The sequence below is a fragment of the Pseudomonas sp. S09G 359 genome (assembly GCF_002843605.1).
Lineage (GTDB): Bacteria > Pseudomonadota > Gammaproteobacteria > Pseudomonadales > Pseudomonadaceae > Aquipseudomonas.
Genome location: NZ_CP025263.1, coordinates 4,327,656 through 4,343,662 on the forward strand (window position 1 = coordinate 4,327,656; position 16,007 = coordinate 4,343,662).

12 protein-coding genes are annotated in these 16,007 nt (G+C 59.3%); 2 read left to right on the plus strand and 10 right to left on the minus strand.

Features of this window, described 5'->3' with window-relative positions:
• Positions 1-533: 533 nt before the first annotated feature.
• The gene (locus CXQ82_RS19620; RefSeq protein ID WP_101271878.1) at positions 534-1,019 is read right to left on the minus strand and encodes a MarR family winged helix-turn-helix transcriptional regulator; all 486 of its coding nucleotides are present in this window, start codon (positions 1,017-1,019) and stop codon (positions 534-536) included.
• A gap of 145 nt (positions 1,020-1,164) precedes the next feature.
• Between CXQ82_RS19620 and aceE the strand changes: the two genes are divergently transcribed.
• On the plus strand, positions 1,165-3,825 hold the full coding sequence (gene aceE, locus CXQ82_RS19625) for a pyruvate dehydrogenase (acetyl-transferring), homodimeric type (RefSeq protein WP_101271879.1): 2,661 nt from the start codon (positions 1,165-1,167) through the stop codon (positions 3,823-3,825).
• 1 nt (position 3,826) lies between these two features.
• Here the strand turns inward: aceE and CXQ82_RS19630 are convergent, their stop codons facing one another.
• Together CXQ82_RS19630 and CXQ82_RS19635 are read right to left on the minus strand one after the other, a co-directional pair.
• On the minus strand, positions 3,827-4,606 hold the full coding sequence (locus CXQ82_RS19630) for a DUF2242 domain-containing protein (protein WP_101271880.1): 780 nt from the start codon (positions 4,604-4,606) through the stop codon (positions 3,827-3,829).
• An 89-nt stretch (positions 4,607-4,695) separates the two neighbouring features.
• On the minus strand, positions 4,696-5,595 hold the full coding sequence (locus CXQ82_RS19635; protein WP_101271881.1) for a LysR family transcriptional regulator: 900 nt from the start codon (positions 5,593-5,595) through the stop codon (positions 4,696-4,698).
• Positions 5,596-5,713: 118 nt separating this feature from the next.
• On the opposite strand from CXQ82_RS19635, the gene CXQ82_RS19640 reads away from it, so the two are divergent.
• Positions 5,714-6,907, plus strand: a complete 1,194-nt coding sequence (locus CXQ82_RS19640; protein ID WP_101271882.1) for an MFS transporter — start codon at positions 5,714-5,716, stop codon at positions 6,905-6,907.
• Here CXQ82_RS19640 and CXQ82_RS19645 read toward each other — a convergent pair.
• From CXQ82_RS19645 to tig, 7 genes are all read right to left on the minus strand, one after another.
• Positions 6,833-7,378 carry a GNAT family N-acetyltransferase gene (locus CXQ82_RS19645; protein ID WP_101271883.1) on the minus strand — a complete coding sequence of 182 codons (546 nt, stop codon included), beginning with the start codon at positions 7,376-7,378 and terminating at the stop codon, positions 6,833-6,835. The two genes, CXQ82_RS19640 and CXQ82_RS19645, sit on opposite strands and share 75 nt — an antisense overlap.
• A gap of 99 nt (positions 7,379-7,477) precedes the next feature.
• A complete protein-coding gene (locus CXQ82_RS19650; protein WP_101271884.1) occupies positions 7,478-9,352 on the minus strand; it encodes a SurA N-terminal domain-containing protein in 1,875 nt (624 codons plus the stop codon).
• A gap of 231 nt (positions 9,353-9,583) precedes the next feature.
• Entirely contained in the window at positions 9,584-9,856 is a 273-nt protein-coding gene (locus CXQ82_RS19655) for an HU family DNA-binding protein (RefSeq protein ID WP_003174819.1), read from the minus strand.
• A gap of 148 nt (positions 9,857-10,004) precedes the next feature.
• Positions 10,005-12,401, minus strand: coding sequence for an endopeptidase La (lon, locus tag CXQ82_RS19660; protein WP_101271885.1), 2,397 nt, complete (start codon positions 12,399-12,401; stop codon positions 10,005-10,007).
• A gap of 161 nt (positions 12,402-12,562) precedes the next feature.
• Positions 12,563-13,846: an ATP-dependent Clp protease ATP-binding subunit ClpX gene (clpX, locus tag CXQ82_RS19665; RefSeq protein ID WP_017136464.1), complete on the minus strand. Its 1,284-nt coding sequence runs from the start codon at positions 13,844-13,846 to the stop codon at positions 12,563-12,565.
• A 112-nt stretch (positions 13,847-13,958) separates the two neighbouring features.
• A complete protein-coding gene (gene clpP / locus CXQ82_RS19670) occupies positions 13,959-14,594 on the minus strand; it encodes an ATP-dependent Clp endopeptidase proteolytic subunit ClpP (protein WP_101271886.1) in 636 nt (211 codons plus the stop codon).
• 91 nt (positions 14,595-14,685) lie between these two features.
• Complete coding sequence (tig, locus tag CXQ82_RS19675) at positions 14,686-15,996, minus strand: trigger factor (protein ID WP_101271887.1); 1,311 nt, start codon at positions 15,994-15,996, stop codon at positions 14,686-14,688.
• Between the last annotated feature and the right edge of the window lie 11 nt (positions 15,997-16,007).

Consider the following 16,007-nt stretch of genomic DNA (forward strand, 5'->3'; position numbering starts at 1 on the left):
GGGCTGGCCCCCGATAGCGGTAAATCAGTCGATATCTCCATGGCTGACCCACTGCCATCGGGGGCAAGCCCCCTCCCACATTGGATCTCTATTGTTTCTTGGAGCTGCGTCGTCTGCGTTAAGGGCATTGGCGGATACAGGGCACATCGATGCGCCGCAAGTGCAAACCGCAATGCACCACGACCCACTGAAATGACTTGGAATGCAGTCAATGTGGGAGGGGGCTTGCCCCCGATAGCGGTAAATCAGTCGATATCTCCATGGCTGACCCACTGCCATCGGGGGCAAGCCCCCTCCCACAGTGGATCTCTATTGTTTCTTGGAGCTGCGTCGTCTGCGTTAAGGGCATTGGCGGATGCAGGGCAGATCGATGCGCCGCAAGTGCAAACCGCAATGCACCACGACCCACTGAAATGAGCTGGAATGCACTCAAAAATGTGGGAGCGGGCTTGCTCGCGAAGGCGGTGGTTCATTTGAAACACCTGTGGCTGACACACCGCTTTCGCGAGCAAGCCCCCTCCCACATTGGATCTCTATTGTTTCTTGGAGCTGCGTCGTCCTCGAACCTGTACACCGGCCTCCACAGCCAGCCCGGCAGTACGCTCCAACGCATCGGCAAAGGCCTGGCGCTGCTCCGGCTCGATCTGTGACAAAAACAATTCATCTACCGTACTTTCGTAGATTTTCCACATTTTTTTGCGCAACACCCGGCCCGCATCGGTGATCGAGGCAAACGCCGCGCGGCCGTCGCTGTCGCCGTCGGAGCGCGAACGCAGCACCAGGCCGTCTTTTTCCAGGCGGTCGACCAGGCGCGTGAGGTTGTAGCGCTCGATGGCCAGCACATCGGCCAATTCGTGCATGCGGCGGGTGCCATCGGGGCCGCTTTCCAGGCCCCACAGGGCGTCGTACCAGGCGTAGGGCGGCAGGTCGGCAGCGGCCAGGCGGCGTTCGATTTCACGGATGACGGTCCTGTGGGCCCTGACAAAACGGAACCATACATCAGGCTCTTTCGACGACATGCAACACCATCCGGGGGATTTCAAGAAGGTTGCAATAGTAGCTCATCCCGCGCTAGATTCGGTTTTGTAGTTGCAATTGCAATTACTTTGACGGCACTCCCACAAGGAATCCGCCACTTGAAATCCGCCTACCCTGGAGCCTCACATGACCCCGAATAACGCAGTCAGACGCGATGACGATCCACAGGAAACCCGCGAGTGGCTGGAATCTATCGAATCGGTGCTGTCCACCGAAGGCCGCCCGCGCGCCCACTACCTGATCGATCAGTTGCTGGATTTCGACGTGGCGCGGCATGGCGACTTCTACGGGCGGGTGACCACCCCTTACGTCAATACCATCCCGGTGGACCGCCAGTTGCCCTACCCCGGCAACCTGGCCATCGAACGCCGGACCAACGCGTTTATCCGCTGGAACGCCATGGCCATGGTGCTGCGCGCCGGCAAGCATTCCGGTGTGGGTGGGCATATCGCGACCTACGCGTCAGCCGCCGTGCTGTACGACGTAGGCTTCGACCACTTTTTCCGTGGCCGTACGGATACCTTCGACGGCGACCTGGTGTATATCCAGGGCCACTCCTCGCCGGGCATCTACGGCCGCGCGTACCTCGAAGGCCGTATCAGCGAAGCGCAGTTGGACAACTTCCGGCGTGAGGCCGGTGGCGAGGGCATCTCGTCCTACCCTCACCCGCGCCTGATGCCGGACTTCTGGCAATTTCCTACGGTATCCATGGGCCTTGGGCCGATCACTGCCGCCTACCAGGCGCGCTTTATGCGCTACCTGGAATTGCGTGCTCTCAAGCCACACCAAGGTCGCAAGGTGTGGGCCTTTCTCGGTGATGGCGAAATGGACCAGCCGGAATCCCTGGCCGCCATCTCCCTGGCCGGGCGCGAGAAACTCGACAACCTAATCTTCGTAGTCAACTGCAACCTGCAACGCCTGGACGGCCCGGTACGTGGCAATGCCAAAGTGATCCAGGAGTTCGAAAGCCTCTACCGCGCCGCCGGTTGGAATGTGATCAAGGTGATTTGGGGCGGTGGCTGGGACGCGCTGCTCGACAAGGACACCAGCGGCTTGCTGCGCCAACGCATGATGGAATGCGTGGACGGCGACTATCAGAACTACAAATCCCAGAACGGCGCCTATGTGCGGGAGCATTTCTTCGGCAAATATCCGGAGCTGCTGGCACTGGTTGCAGACATGTCCGACGACGATATCTGGAAACTCTCACGGGGCGGGCATGACCCGGACAAGGTCTACAACGCCTACGCCGCCGCCGTGCGCCATACCGGACAACCCACGGTGATCCTGGCGAAAACCGTCAAGGGCTTCGGCATGGGCGAAGCCGGCGAAGGCCAGAACATCAACCACCAGCTGAAGAAGATGGGGGCCGACGCCGTCAAAGCCTTCCGCGACCGTTTCAGCCTGGAAGTGGCCGACGAGCAGCTGGCCGACATTCCTTACCTCAAGCCGGCCGCCGACAGCGAGGAAGCGCGCTACTTCGCCGCCAGACGCCAGGCCCTGGGCGGTTATGTGCCGGCGCGGCACACCGCCGTCGAAGCCTTGCAGATCCCCGAACTGGCGGCCTTCGCTACCCAGCTCAAGGACACCGGCGAGCGCGCCATTTCCACCACCATGGCGTTTGTGCGCATCCTCGGCACCCTGCTCAAAGACCCGCACTTGGGCAAACTGATCGTGCCCATCGTGCCGGACGAATCGCGCACCTTCGGCATGGAAAGCCTGTTCCGTCAGATCGGCATCCACTCGGCCGTCGGCCAGCTCTACACCCCACAGGACGCAGGGCAACTCAGCTACTACAAGGAGAGCAAGGACGGGCAGATCATGCAGGAAGGCCTGAATGAATCCGGCGCAATTTCCTCATGGATCGCGGCGAGCACGTCCTACAGCAACCACGGCCTGATGACCGTGCCGTTCTATATCTTCTATTCGATGTTCGGCTTCCAGCGCGTCGGCGACCTGGCCTGGGCTGCGGGCGATGCGCGTGCACGTGGTTTCCTGCTGGGCGCCACGGCCGGGCGCACCACCCTGATGGGCGAAGGCTTGCAGCATGACGATGGCCACAGCCATATCCTGGCGTCGGTGATTCCCTGCTGCGTGGCCTACGACCCGACGTTTGCCTACGAACTGGCGGTGATTATTCGCGAGGGCATGCGGCGCATGTATGTCGAGCAGCAGGACATTTACTACTACATCACCCTGCTCAACGAAAACTACCCACACCCGGCAATGCCTGAGGGCGTGGAGGACGGCATTCTCAAGGGCATGTATCGCCTCAGCGAAAACCCACAGGCCCAGGTGCAACTGATGGGCAGCGGTTCGATCCTGCGCGAAGTGATCGCCGCTGCGGCACTGCTCGCCAAGGATTTCGCCGTGCAAGCGAATGTGTGGAGTGTGACCAGCCTGACCGAGCTGCGCCGTGACGGGCACGCCGTGGAGCGCTGGAACCTGCTGCACCCGGACAGCGCGCCGCGGGTGAGTTATGTGGAGCAGTGCCTGGACGGGCAAACGGGACCGGTGGTGGTGGCGACGGACTACATGAAGCTGTTTGCCGATCAGATCCGCCCGTTCGTACCGGGCCGACGTTTTGTCGCGCTGGGCACCGACGGTTTCGGGCAGTCGGATACGCGGGAAACCTTGCGCGAATTCTTCGAAGTGGATCGCCACTTCATCGCACTGGCGGCCTTGAAGGCACTGGCAGATGACGGTGTGGTCGGTCGCGAGAAGGTCAGTGAGGCAATCAAACGCTACGGGATCAACGTCGACAAGGTCGACCCCGTAGCGGTCTGAGTCACTGCGCAGGCGTCGGCAGCGGTGGAATCGCCTCTGTCGGCGGTGGCAGGTCTGAAGTAGCCGGCGCCGGTGCAGGTGCCGGCTCTTCCTGTGGCGCAATCGGCGCAGGCTCGGCTGGTGGCGTCACAGGCTCAGAAACGGTCGGTTCTGTCTTCGGCGCCTCGACCTTCTCGGCAACCGGCGCCGCCTTGGGCTCCGGCACACCCAGGTCTGCCTTGGGCGTCTCGGGAATATGCGCAGCCTTCTTCACTTCCTGGGGCAGGAACACGTCCACCAGGGCAAAGTAACGGTCGTAGAACTTCGGCGCGGACACCGTCTCGCTGGCGACCTTGACCATCGAGTCATCGGTGGAGCCAATCGGCATCGACACCGAACCCAGTACACCCACCCCCAGGCTCGCGGAGTTGTTGACCTTCTTCAGCGCATAGCGATCCTGCAAGGCGTTGGCGAACATCGTCGAGTGGTTGACGCCCTTGCCGTCATCCGCGCACACCACGTTGAAGCTGATCTGCAGGTGCGTTTCGCCGGTCTGCTGGAAGCTCTTGTTACCCACCACCAGTTTTGGATCGTTACTGGTGATGATGTAGCCCTGACTCAGCAACGCACGTCGCGCGGCTTCGCACGCGGCGACATCAGTGACCGGGTAATCCCGGGAAAACGTGCCGGAGTCGTCGAAATTCTCATGTTCATAAATAGCGGTCTTGGGTGACGAGCAGCCCGCGGCGCCCGCCAACACCAGCGCCAGCCCGAGGCTACGCAAGTGAAATGATGTCGACATTGAAAATCCTGAGGAAAACAGTCCGGGCGGTATTGTGCAACAGAACGGACCCTTGGCGCGTGCATTCCTGTAGGTAAAACATCACAGGCTTATGGGACGGCGCCTGCAGGAAATAGCCCGGCACACATATGATCAATAAACACGCGCAATTTGGCCGAAGCATGGCGACTTGATGGCCACAACATCCAGAAACTGCCACGGTGTTCCAGGTAATCATCCAGCACTCGTTGCAGGCGGCCCTCTGCCACCGCGTGGTTGACCATATAGTCCGGCAGGCAGGCGATGCCCAACCCTTCGTGTACCACATGGTTGAGGGACTCGATCGTGGTGCTGACCAACGGTGTGCGCAAGGTCGGTTCGGCGCCGCCCGGTACGAGGCGCAATGGCCAGGGCTCGAGTTTGCCGGTGGCGCAGAACTTGTGGCGCAGGCACGCGTGGTCGCTCAAGTGCTGGGGCTGTTGCGGCGTACCGTGCTGTTCAAAGTAGGCCGGCGTACCCACCAGCACCAGGTGGTAATGCCCCAGGTGGCGCGCCATCAAACGCGAATCTTCCGGCTTGCCGGTGCGAATCACCGCGTCAAAACCTTCCTCGATCACGTCCACCATGCGGTCGGAGAAATCCACATCCAGCTCGATTTGCGGGTAAGCCCGCATAAAGTCGCTGAGCACCGGCATCAACAAGCCCCGCACTTGCGGCACACTGATGCGCAATTTGCCCCGGGGCGTGGCGCCGGCCTCCGTCAACTCGCGCTCCGCCGCCTCCACCTCGGCCAAAATACGCCGCGAGCGCTCAAGGAACAGCGCGCCTTCGCTGGTCAGGGTGATGCTGCGGGTACTGCGATGAAACAGCCGCACACCCAGGCGCTCTTCCATGCGTGCAATGCTTTTGCCGACTGCCGAAGAGGACACCCCCAGTACGCGGCCGGCGCCAGTGAAACTGCGCGTCTCCGCCACCTGCACAAAGACCGAGAGGCTGCCCAAGCTGTCCATGACTCTCTCCTTGGCGATTACGGACACCTGCGTCCGATAAGTTCGGAACCTTAGCCTGTTTTTCCGCGAACGACAGCCCCATACCCTACATCCTTGCCCTTTTGCATGGATCGACATCATGAGCAACAACCCTAACCTGCCCCCGGATACTCTGCCGCTGGGTGGCCTATTGGCACTGGCCTGCGCCGGTTTTATCACCATCCTTACCGAAGCCATGCCTGCCGGGCTGCTGCCGCAAATGGGCGAAGGCCTGGGCGTGTCGCCCGCACTGGTCGGCCAATTGGTCACCCTCTACGCCTTGGGGTCGTTGCTTGCAGCCATCCCCCTCACGCTGCTGACCCGTGGCTGGCGCCGACGGCCGCTATTGCTGGTGGCCATTGGCGGCTTTGCCCTGGTCAACAGCGTGACCGCACTTTCCAGCCACTACGGCCTCACGCTGGTGGCGCGTTTTTTTGCCGGGGTCTTCGCCGGGTTGCTCTGGGCGCTGCTGGCGGGGTATGCCAGCCGGATGGTGGCCCCGCACCTGCAAGGCCGCGCGATTGCCATCGCCATGCTCGGCGCGCCGCTGGCGCTATCCCTGGGGGTGCCGGCTGGCACATTACTCGGCACGCTGGTTGGCTGGCGCTTGAGTTTTGCGATCATGACCGGGCTGACCCTGGTGCTGCTGGTCTGGGCTCGCTGGCAGCTCCCGGACTTTGCCGGCCAACCCGCGCAAAAACGCCTGGGCCTGGGCCAAGTACTGCGGCTGCCGGGGATTCGTCCGGTGCTGTGGGTGACGTTAACCTACGTGTTGGCCCACAACATTCTGTACACCTACATTGCGCCGCTGCTGGTGCCCGCCGGGATCGCTGCGGACGTTGACCAGGTGTTGCTGGTATTTGGCCTGGCCGCACTGGTGAGCATCTGGCTTGCAGGCCTGTTGATTGACCGCTGGTTGCGCCTGCTCGTGTTGATCAGTTGCTCGCTGTTTGGCCTGTTGGCCTTGGCACTGGCGTTATGGATCGAGTCGCAGCTGGTTATCTACACCGCCGTGGCCTTATGGGGCCTGGCATTCGGCGGATTACCGGCCTTGCTGCAGACGGCGCTGGCAAAATCGGCGGGAGACTCGGCCGATGCCGCCCAATCGATGCTGGTCACCGTATGGAACCTCGGGATAGCGGGCGGCGGACTGGCTGGAGGAGTGCTGCTCCAGGGCTGGGGCGTCGCGGTGTTCCCCTGGGCGGTGATTGTGTTGATGCTATTGGCCATCGCCGGCGCTGCCAAGGCTTCGCCCCAGCAACTGGCCGGGCCAGCCCTCCAGGTCGAAGGTTGAGAGTCGCGCATAGCCACAGGATTCGTAAAAACGCACCAGGTCGCCCGTGCCGCCAGCGTAGCAGTCCACGCGCAGGCGGCTGACACCGGCCGCACGGGCGCGGTCTTCGGCAAAGGCCAGCAGACGCCGGCCAAGGCCGCGTACACGCACGTCACGGCCAACGATCAACCAGCGCACATAGACCTCGGGCTCGGTCGCGGCTGGCACATAAGGCATCGCCTCACCTAATACGAGCGCGGCGTGTATACGCCCTTCAGAATCTTCGACGACCCACGCCTCCGGCATCGCACACGCTTGTTCTGCTTGTGCAACTCGCCGGGGCACGGCCGACCACGGCGCAGTGCCCCATTGAGCGTGATTGCCGATGGCGACGAACCAGGCAATCACCTGATCAAAAACCTCTAGCACCGCCGGCGCGTCTGCCACGCTGGCACGACGAATCGCCAAGCCCTCCATTCCTTGAATCAACACGTTTGAAACTCCTTGATCGGGGACACTCAGCGTCCAGTCTAACGCACATAAAAAAGCCCCCGGACTTTTCAGGCCGGGGGCTTTTTACTCAAACCGACATCAGAACTTCTTGATGTCAGCCTTGGTTTCCAACTGCTTGCGGTACGCCGCGAAGTCCTGCTGGCCGACACGGGAAGCGAGGAAGCGGCGGTATTGCGCCTTTTCTTCGTCCGTAGGGGCTGCAGCTTCATTGACGCCGTTCAAGCGCACGATCACCAGGCTACCATCCGCCAGGGTCACGGTGGTGAAGGTCGGCTTGTCCTTGGCCGCAGGCTTGGGCATGCGGAACAGGGCTTGCAGCACGGCCGGCTCGATCGCTTCGGCGCTACGGGTAGCCGCTTCAGTGACTTTCCAGGCCTGGCCGTCAACCGGCTGGTTCAGCGGGGTCTTGCCATCACGCAGGCTGGCGATCAGCTCGTCAGCGTGAGTCTTGGCAGCCGCGCTGGCGCGCTCCTTGGCCATCTGTGCGCGAATCGCGGTATTGACGCTTTCCAGCGGCAGTTGCGCAGGTTTGCGGTGCTCTTTCGCACGCAGCACGATGATGGTTTCCGGGTCCAGCTCGATGGCGCTGCTGTTGGCACCTTCATCCAGCACTTCCGGGCTGAATGCTGCGGTGACCACGGCACGGTTGGCCGCAACACCTTCACCACCTTCACGGCCAAACGGCGCGGAGGTGTGCACGGTCAGCTTCAGGTCGGAGGCAGGCTGGGCCAGGTCAGACGCTTCGAATGCCGCATCTTCCAATTGCTTGGTCGCTTCGACAAAGCGCTGCTCGACCTGTTGGGTCTTCAGCTCGCGGGTCAGCTTGTCTTTCAGGCTGGCAAACGTCGGCACTTGCGGTGCTTCAACGCCCAACAGCTTGATCAGGTGCCAGCCGAAAGTGCTACGCACCGGCGCCGATACTTGATCCTGCTTCAACCCGTACAGAGCCGTCTCGAAGTCTGGATCGTAGACACCAGGGCCCGCAAAACCGAGGTCACCGCCATTGTTGGCCGAACCTGGATCCTGGGAGAACTCCTTGGCCAGGGCTTCAAACTTCTCACCCTTGGCCAGGCGCGCCTGGATTTCTTCGACCTTGGCCTTGGCTTGCGCGTCGGTGACCTTATCGTTGACTTCAATCAGGATATGCGCGGCACGACGCTGTTCAGCGAGGTTGGCGGTTTCTTTCTGATAGGCCGCCTGCAGGTCTTCATCCTTGACGTTGACCTGGTCGAAGAACGACGACTTCTTCAGCTCCAGGTAGTCGATGACCACTTGGTCCGGGGTCATGAACTCTTTGGCGTGCTGGTCGTAGTAAGCCTTGACCTCGTCGTCGGTGAGTTTCACCGCCGCGGGATTGGCCTTGATGTTGACGGTGGCGAAATCGCGGGTCTGTTTTTCCAGACGGGCGAATGCCAGCACCTCGGCGTCGGTGACGAAACCGCTGCCGGCGATACCTGCGCGCACCTGGCCGATGAGCATTTCCTGGGTCAGCATCTGACGGAACTGCATGCGGCTATAGCCCAGTTGACGGATCACCTGGTCAAAGCGTTCGGCGTTGAACTTGCCGTCCACCTGGAATTCCGGCGTCTGCAGGATTACCTGGTCCAGTGCAGCTTCAGAGAAGCCAAACTTGGAATCGGCCGCACCTTGCAGCAGCAGCTTGCGATCGATCAGGCCCTTGAGGGCCGCGTCGCGCAGCAGTTTCTCGTCCAGCAGCGAAGCATCGAAATCCTTGCCCAGCTGTTGCATCAGCTGGCGGCGTTGCATATCGACAGCCTGGCTCAGTTCGGTCTGGGTGATTTCTTCACCGTTGACCTTGGCCACGTCCTGCTTACTGTTACCCGAAGCCTGGAAAATGGCTTCGATACCGGTGAACGCCATCAATGCGACGATGATCCCGATAATGGTCTTGGCAATCCAGCCTTGTGAATTGTCCCTGATATTTTGCAGCATGCGTCCCCCAGAAACGGTTGAACTTCAAAAATTGGCAACCGTGGAGCGTGGGTAGAGTCCGGATAGAAGAAAGGCGCATCCGAGGATGCGCCTTCTCGTAACTGGCGGAGCGGACGGGGGTTAGAACCCACACCCCCGGCGTGGCGGCCCATGGATACGTGGGCCAACTGCCGCTCCGCTGCCAGGCCAGACCTAGGTCCGACCCGGGTAGGTAAAGGCTTGGATCGAAGCTTAGTTAACGGCTTCTTTCAGGGCTTTACCGGCTTTGAAACCTGGTTTCTTGGCAGCAGCGATTTGCAGTGCTTTGCCAGTCTGTGGGTTACGGCCAGTGCGAGCTGGGCGGTCAGTCACAGAGAAAGTACCGAAGCCTACCAGTACCACGGAGTCGCCGGCCTTCAGAGCGCCAGTGACGGATTCGATTACTGCATCCAGCGCACGGCCAGCAGCAGCTTTCGGGATATCAGCGGATGCGGCGATAGCATCAATCAGTTCCGACTTGTTCACTCTAAGTCCCCTTATATATCTATTGAGTATGATTCTAAGTTTTTTGGTAAAAGCAAAAACCAGTGCTGAATGGCCTACAGACACTTAAGAGCCGCTTTATAACAAGGGCTCTAAAAAGCTGTCAAGGAAGCCCCCAGGCTTTAACACATTAATGCGTGCTAATTCTTTCCTTGGAATCAGACTCGCGTTTTTCGTCCTTGGCGACTATCTCCGGAGCCACATCCGGCAAGGGCTCCGGCGCGTATTGCAGCGCAATTTGCAGGACCTCGTCAATCCATTTAACCGGTTTAATCTGAAGATCTTGCTTGATATTGTCAGGAATTTCCTTCAAGTCGCGAACATTCTCTTCGGGAATGATCACGGTCTTGATGCCACCACGGTGTGCGGCCAACAATTTCTCTTTCAACCCACCGATGGCCAATACCTGGCCACGCAGGGTGATTTCACCGGTCATGGCCACATCGGCGCGCACCGGAATGCCGGTCAGTGCCGAGACCAGGGCCGTGCACATGCCTACGCCTGCGCTAGGGCCGTCTTTCGGGGTCGCCCCTTCCGGCATGTGGATGTGGGTGTCGTGCTTCTCGTGGAAGTCCAGGGGGATCCCCAGGCTCTTGGCGCGACTGCGCACCACGGTCTGCGCGGCGGTGATGGATTCGACCATCACATCACCCAGGGAACCGGTCTTGATCAGTTGGCCTTTACCTGGAATCACGGCGGCTTCGATGGTCAGCAATTCGCCACCCACTTGGGTCCAGGCCAGGCCAGTCACCTGCCCTACCTGATCCTGCTGCTCAGCCAGGCCGTAGCGGAATTTCTTCACGCCCAGGAAGTGCTCCAGGGAGTCGGCAACCACCTTCACCGAGAAGCGTTTTTCCAGCGCATGCTCCTTCACCGCCTTGCGGCAGATCTTCGCAATCTGGCGCTCAAGGCCCCGTACACCGGCCTCGCGGGTGTAGTAACGGACGATGTCGCGGATCGCCTCGACCTCGAACTCGATCTCGCCTTTTTTCAGGCCGTTGGCCGAAATCTGCTTGGGCGCGAGGTATTTGACGGCGATGTTGATTTTCTCGTCTTCGGTGTAACCCGGCAGACGAATCACCTCCATCCGGTCCAGCAAGGCTGGCGGAATGTTCATGGAGTTGGAGGTGCACAGGAACATTACGTCGGACAGGTCGTAGTCGACTTCCAGGTAATGGTCGTTGAAATTGTGGTTCTGCTCAGGGTCGAGCACTTCGAGCAACGCCGAGGCCGGATCGCCACGCATGTCGCTGCCCATTTTGTCGATTTCATCAAGCAGGAACAGCGGGTTGCGTACGCCCACCTTTGTCATCTTTTGAATCAATCTTCCTGGCATCGAACCGATGTAAGTCCGGCGATGGCCACGGATTTCCGCTTCATCACGCACACCGCCGAGGGCCATGCGCACGAATTTACGGTTGGTGGCATTGGCGATGGACTCGGCCAGGGAGGTTTTACCCACACCAGGCGGACCGACCAGGCACAACACCGGGCCACGAATCTTCTTCACGCGCTTTTGCACGGCGAGGTATTCGAGGATGCGTTCTTTGACTTCTTCGAGGCCGTAGTGGTCGGCGTCCAGGATATCCTCGGCACGCGCCAGGTCCAGGCGCACCTTGGTCTGGGCCTTCCACGGCACCTGCACCAGCCAGTCGATGTATGAACGCACCACAGTGGCTTCGGCCGACATCGGCGACATTTGCTTGAGCTTGTTCAGCTCGGCATTGGCCTTGGTCAGAGCGTCTTTCGGCAGGCCGGCGGCATCGATGCGCTTTTTCAGCTCTTCGATTTCGTTGTGGCCTTCCTCGCTGTCGCCGAGCTCCTTCTGAATGGCCTTCATCTGCTCATTCAGGTAGTACTCGCGCTGGCTGCGCTCCATTTGTTTTTTCACGCGACCGCGGATGCGCTTTTCAACCTGCAGCAGGTCTATTTCGGCATCCAGCAACGCCAGCACGTGTTCAACACGGGTCGACAGGTCGATGATTTCGAGGATGTCTTGCTTCTGTTCGATTTTCAGCGCCATGTGCGCGGCCATGGTGTCGACCAGGCGGCTTGGCTCATCGATGCTGTTAAGCGAAGACAGGACTTCAGCCGGGACTTTCTTGCCCAACTGCACATACTGCTCGAATTGCGAGAGCAGGCTGCGTACAAAAACTTCGGATTCGCGCTCAGGGGCTTCGACTTCGTCGATCAGCGCCACTTCGGCGCGCAGGTGGCCGTCCACCTCCATGAAGCGCTCGACCGCGCCGCGCTGTTCGCCTTCCACCAGCACCTTGACGGTGCCATCGGGCAGCTTGAGCAATTGCAGGACGGTGGCAATGGTACCAACGCGATACAGGGCGTCTTCGCCTGGATCATCATCAGCAGGATTCTTCTGGGCCAACAGCAGGATCTGCTTGTCGCCCGTCATCGCGGCCTCGAGGGCTTCGATAGACTTCTCGCGCCCCACGAACAGCGGGATAACCATGTGCGGATAGACGACGACATCACGCAACGGCAGGAGAGGCAATTCGATGGTTGTCTTCATGATTTCGCCTCTATGACAGTTGAAAAGTAAGCTTGAAACCAAGATGGGGGCTACGTGTAAAAAAAACAAGCTCAATGCCAGCAGTTACACGTAGTAAAAATCTTCATGAAAAACAAAGGGGCCCCGAAAGGCCCCTTGTTTGTACCGAAACTGCGAAACGCTTACGCGTCTGGCGCAGCCTTGGCAGCCGGCTCACTGTTTTCGTAGATATACAGTGGCTTGGACTTACCTTCTATAACGCTTTCGTCGATCACCACTTTACTCACCTCGGACTGCGAGGGAATTTCGTACATGGTGTCGAGCAATACACCTTCGAGAATCGAACGCAGGCCACGTGCACCGGTCTTGCGCTCCAGTGCCCGTTTGGCCACCGATTTGAGTGCGTCGGTACGGAACTCGAGGTCTACACCTTCCATTTCGAACAGCTTGGCATATTGCTTGGTCAGGGCGTTTTTCGGCTCGGTGAGGATCTGAATCAGCGCAGCCTCATCCAGCTCGTCCAGCGTGGCCAGGACCGGCAGACGGCCAACGAATTCCGGGATCAGACCGAACTTGACCAAATCGTCAGGCTCGACTTCACGCAGGGACTCGCCCACCTTCTTGCCTTCTTCCTTGCTGCGCACTTCCGCACCGAAACCAATGCCGCCACGGGTCGAACGCTGCTGGATAACCTTTTCCAGACCGGAGAACGCACCACCACAGATAAACAGGATGTTACGCGTATCAACCTGAAGGAATTCCTGCTGCGGGTGCTTGCGGCCGCCTTGTGGCGGTACGGAAGCAACCGTGCCTTCGATCAGTTTCAACAGGGCCTGCTGCACGCCTTCACCGGAAACGTCCCGGGTGATAGACGGGTTGTCGGACTTGCGCGAGATCTTGTCGATTTCATCGATGTAGACAATACCCATCTGGGCCTTCTCTACGTCGTAATCGCACTTTTGCAGCAGTTTCTGAATGATGTTCTCGACGTCTTCACCTACGTAGCCAGCCTCGGTGAGGGTGGTGGCGTCGGCGATGGTGAAGGGAACGTTCAGCAGGCGAGCGAGGGTTTCTGCAAGCAGGGTTTTACCCGAGCCTGTAGGACCGATCAGCAAGATGTTGCTCTTGCCAAGCTCAACTTCGTCGCCTTTCTTGTCACGCTGGTTCAGGCGCTTGTAGTGGTTGTACACCGCTACGGCCAAAACCTTCTTTGCACGCTCTTGACCGATGACGTATTGATCAAGGATGCCGCTGATTTCTTTAGGCGAAGGCAATTTATGCGCGCTGCTTTCGGCCTGGGCTTCCTGCACCTCCTCACGGATGATGTCATTGCACAGGTCGACGCACTCGTCGCAGATAAAGACCGAGGGGCCGGCAATCAATTTGCGTACTTCATGCTGGCTTTTGCCACAGAAGGAGCAATAGAGCAGCTTGCCGTTGTCCTCGCCGTTGCGGGTGTCAGTCATTCGTTCGATCCAAATCCGATAGGCTTGCAACACAAGATGAAGGCTTATGCGGGCTTTTTCAAGCCCGCCAGTGGTCGGACATGCCGACCAGCCCTATTTTGAGCGGCTTAGATTAAGCGGGGCGCTTGTCGATCACTGCGTCGATCAGGCCGTAGGCCTTCGCAGCTTCCGCACTCATGAAGTTGTCGCGGTTGGTATCGCGCTCGATTTCTTCCAGGGTGTGCCCGCTGTGCTTGGCCATCAATGTATTGAGGCGTTCGCGAATAAACAGGATTTCCTTGGCGTGGATTTCGATGTCCGAGGCCTGGCCCTGGAAACCGCCCAGCGGCTGGTGAATCATCACGCGCGAGTTAGGCAGGCAATAACGCTTGCCTTCGGCACCGGCGGTCAGCAGGAACGCACCCATGCTGCAAGCCTGGCCAATGCAGGTGGTCGACACGTTCGGCTTGATGAACTGCATGGTGTCGTAGATCGACATACCTGCCGTTACCGAGCCGCCCGGGGAGTTGATGTAGAGATGGATGTCCTTGTCCGGGTTTTCCGCTTCAAGGAACAGCAGCTGCGCACAGATCAGGTTGGCCATGTAGTCCTCTACCGGGCCCACCAGAAAGATCACTCGCTCCTTTAGCAGGCGCGAGTAGATGTCGTAGGCGCGTTCGCCACGAGCGGACTGCTCGACAACCATCGGGACCAGGCCGCCTGCGGCCTGGATATCAGAGTTCTGCTGAATATAGGAATTACGGAACATGCTCTGCAGTTACTCCCAAATAGTCATGTCTTGAAAACGCATAAGCCAGCGCGAGGCTGGCTTATGGTTGAATTTCCAACGAGTTGGACAATCAGTCGGCTTGTGCTGCTTCCGCCGGCTTGACTGCTTCTTCGTAAGAGACCGCTTTATCGGTCACCTTAGCCTTCTGCAGAACAGTATCCACAACTTGTTCTTCCAGCACAACCGAACGTACTTCGTTCAGCTGTTGGTCGTTCTTGTAGTACCAAGCCACGACCTGCTCAGGCTCCTGGTAGGCCGAAGCCATTTCCTGGATCATTTCGCGAACGCGGTCTTCGTCAGGCTTGAGGTCGAACTGCTTGACCACTTCAGCCACGATCAGGCCCAGCACGACGCGGCGCTTGGCTTGCTCTTCGAACAGCTCGGCCGGCAGTTGGTCAGGCTTGATGTTGCCACCAAACTGCTGAACAGCTTGAACGCGCAGGCGATCCACTTCGTTGGACAGCAGAGCCTTAGGCACTTCGATCGGGTTGGAGGCCAGCAGACCGTCCATAACCTGGTTCTTGACCTTGGACTTGATGGCCTGACGCAGCTCGCGCTCCATGTTCTTGCGAACTTCGGTGCGGAAGCCTTCGATGCCGGTTTCCTTGATGCCGAATTGAGCGAAGAACTCTTCGTTCAGCTCTGGCAGCTTAGGCTCGGAGACGCTGTTGACTGTCACGGTGAACTCGGCGGCTTTGCCAGCCAGGTCCAGGTTCTGATAGTCAGCAGGGAAAGTCAGGCTCAGAACGCGTTCTTCACCGGCTTTGGCGCCAACCAGGCCGTCTTCGAAGCCCGGGATCATGCGGTTGGAACCCAGCACCAGCTGAGTGCCCTTGGCGGAGCCGCCAGCGAACACTTCGCCGTCAACCTTGCCGACGAAATCGATGTTCAGCTGGTCTTCGTTCTGGGCGGCACGGTCGGCCACTTCGAAACGGGTGTTTTGCTTGCGCAGGATTTCCAGCATGTTGTCCAGGTCGGCATCAGCAACTTCAGCGCTCAGACGCTCGATTTCGATACCTTCAAAACCAGCAACCGTGAACTCCGGGAACACTTCGAATACGGCTACGTATTCCAGGTCCTTGCCAGCTTCCAGGGACTTAGGCTCGATCGAAGGCGAGCCAGCCGGGTTCAGCTTTTGCTCGACAACAGCTTCATAGAAAGAAGCCTGGATCACGTCGCCTACAGCTTCCTGACGCGCATCAGCACCAAAACGGCGCTTGATTTCGCTCATTGGCACTTTGCCTGGACGGAAACCAGCGATCTTGGCTTTTTGGGCGGTCTGCTGCAGACGCTTGTTGACCGCAGTCTCGATACGCTCTGCCGGCACGGTGATGCTCAGGCGGCGCTCGAGAGCAGTAGTATTTTCAACAGAAACTTGCATGAATATTCCTC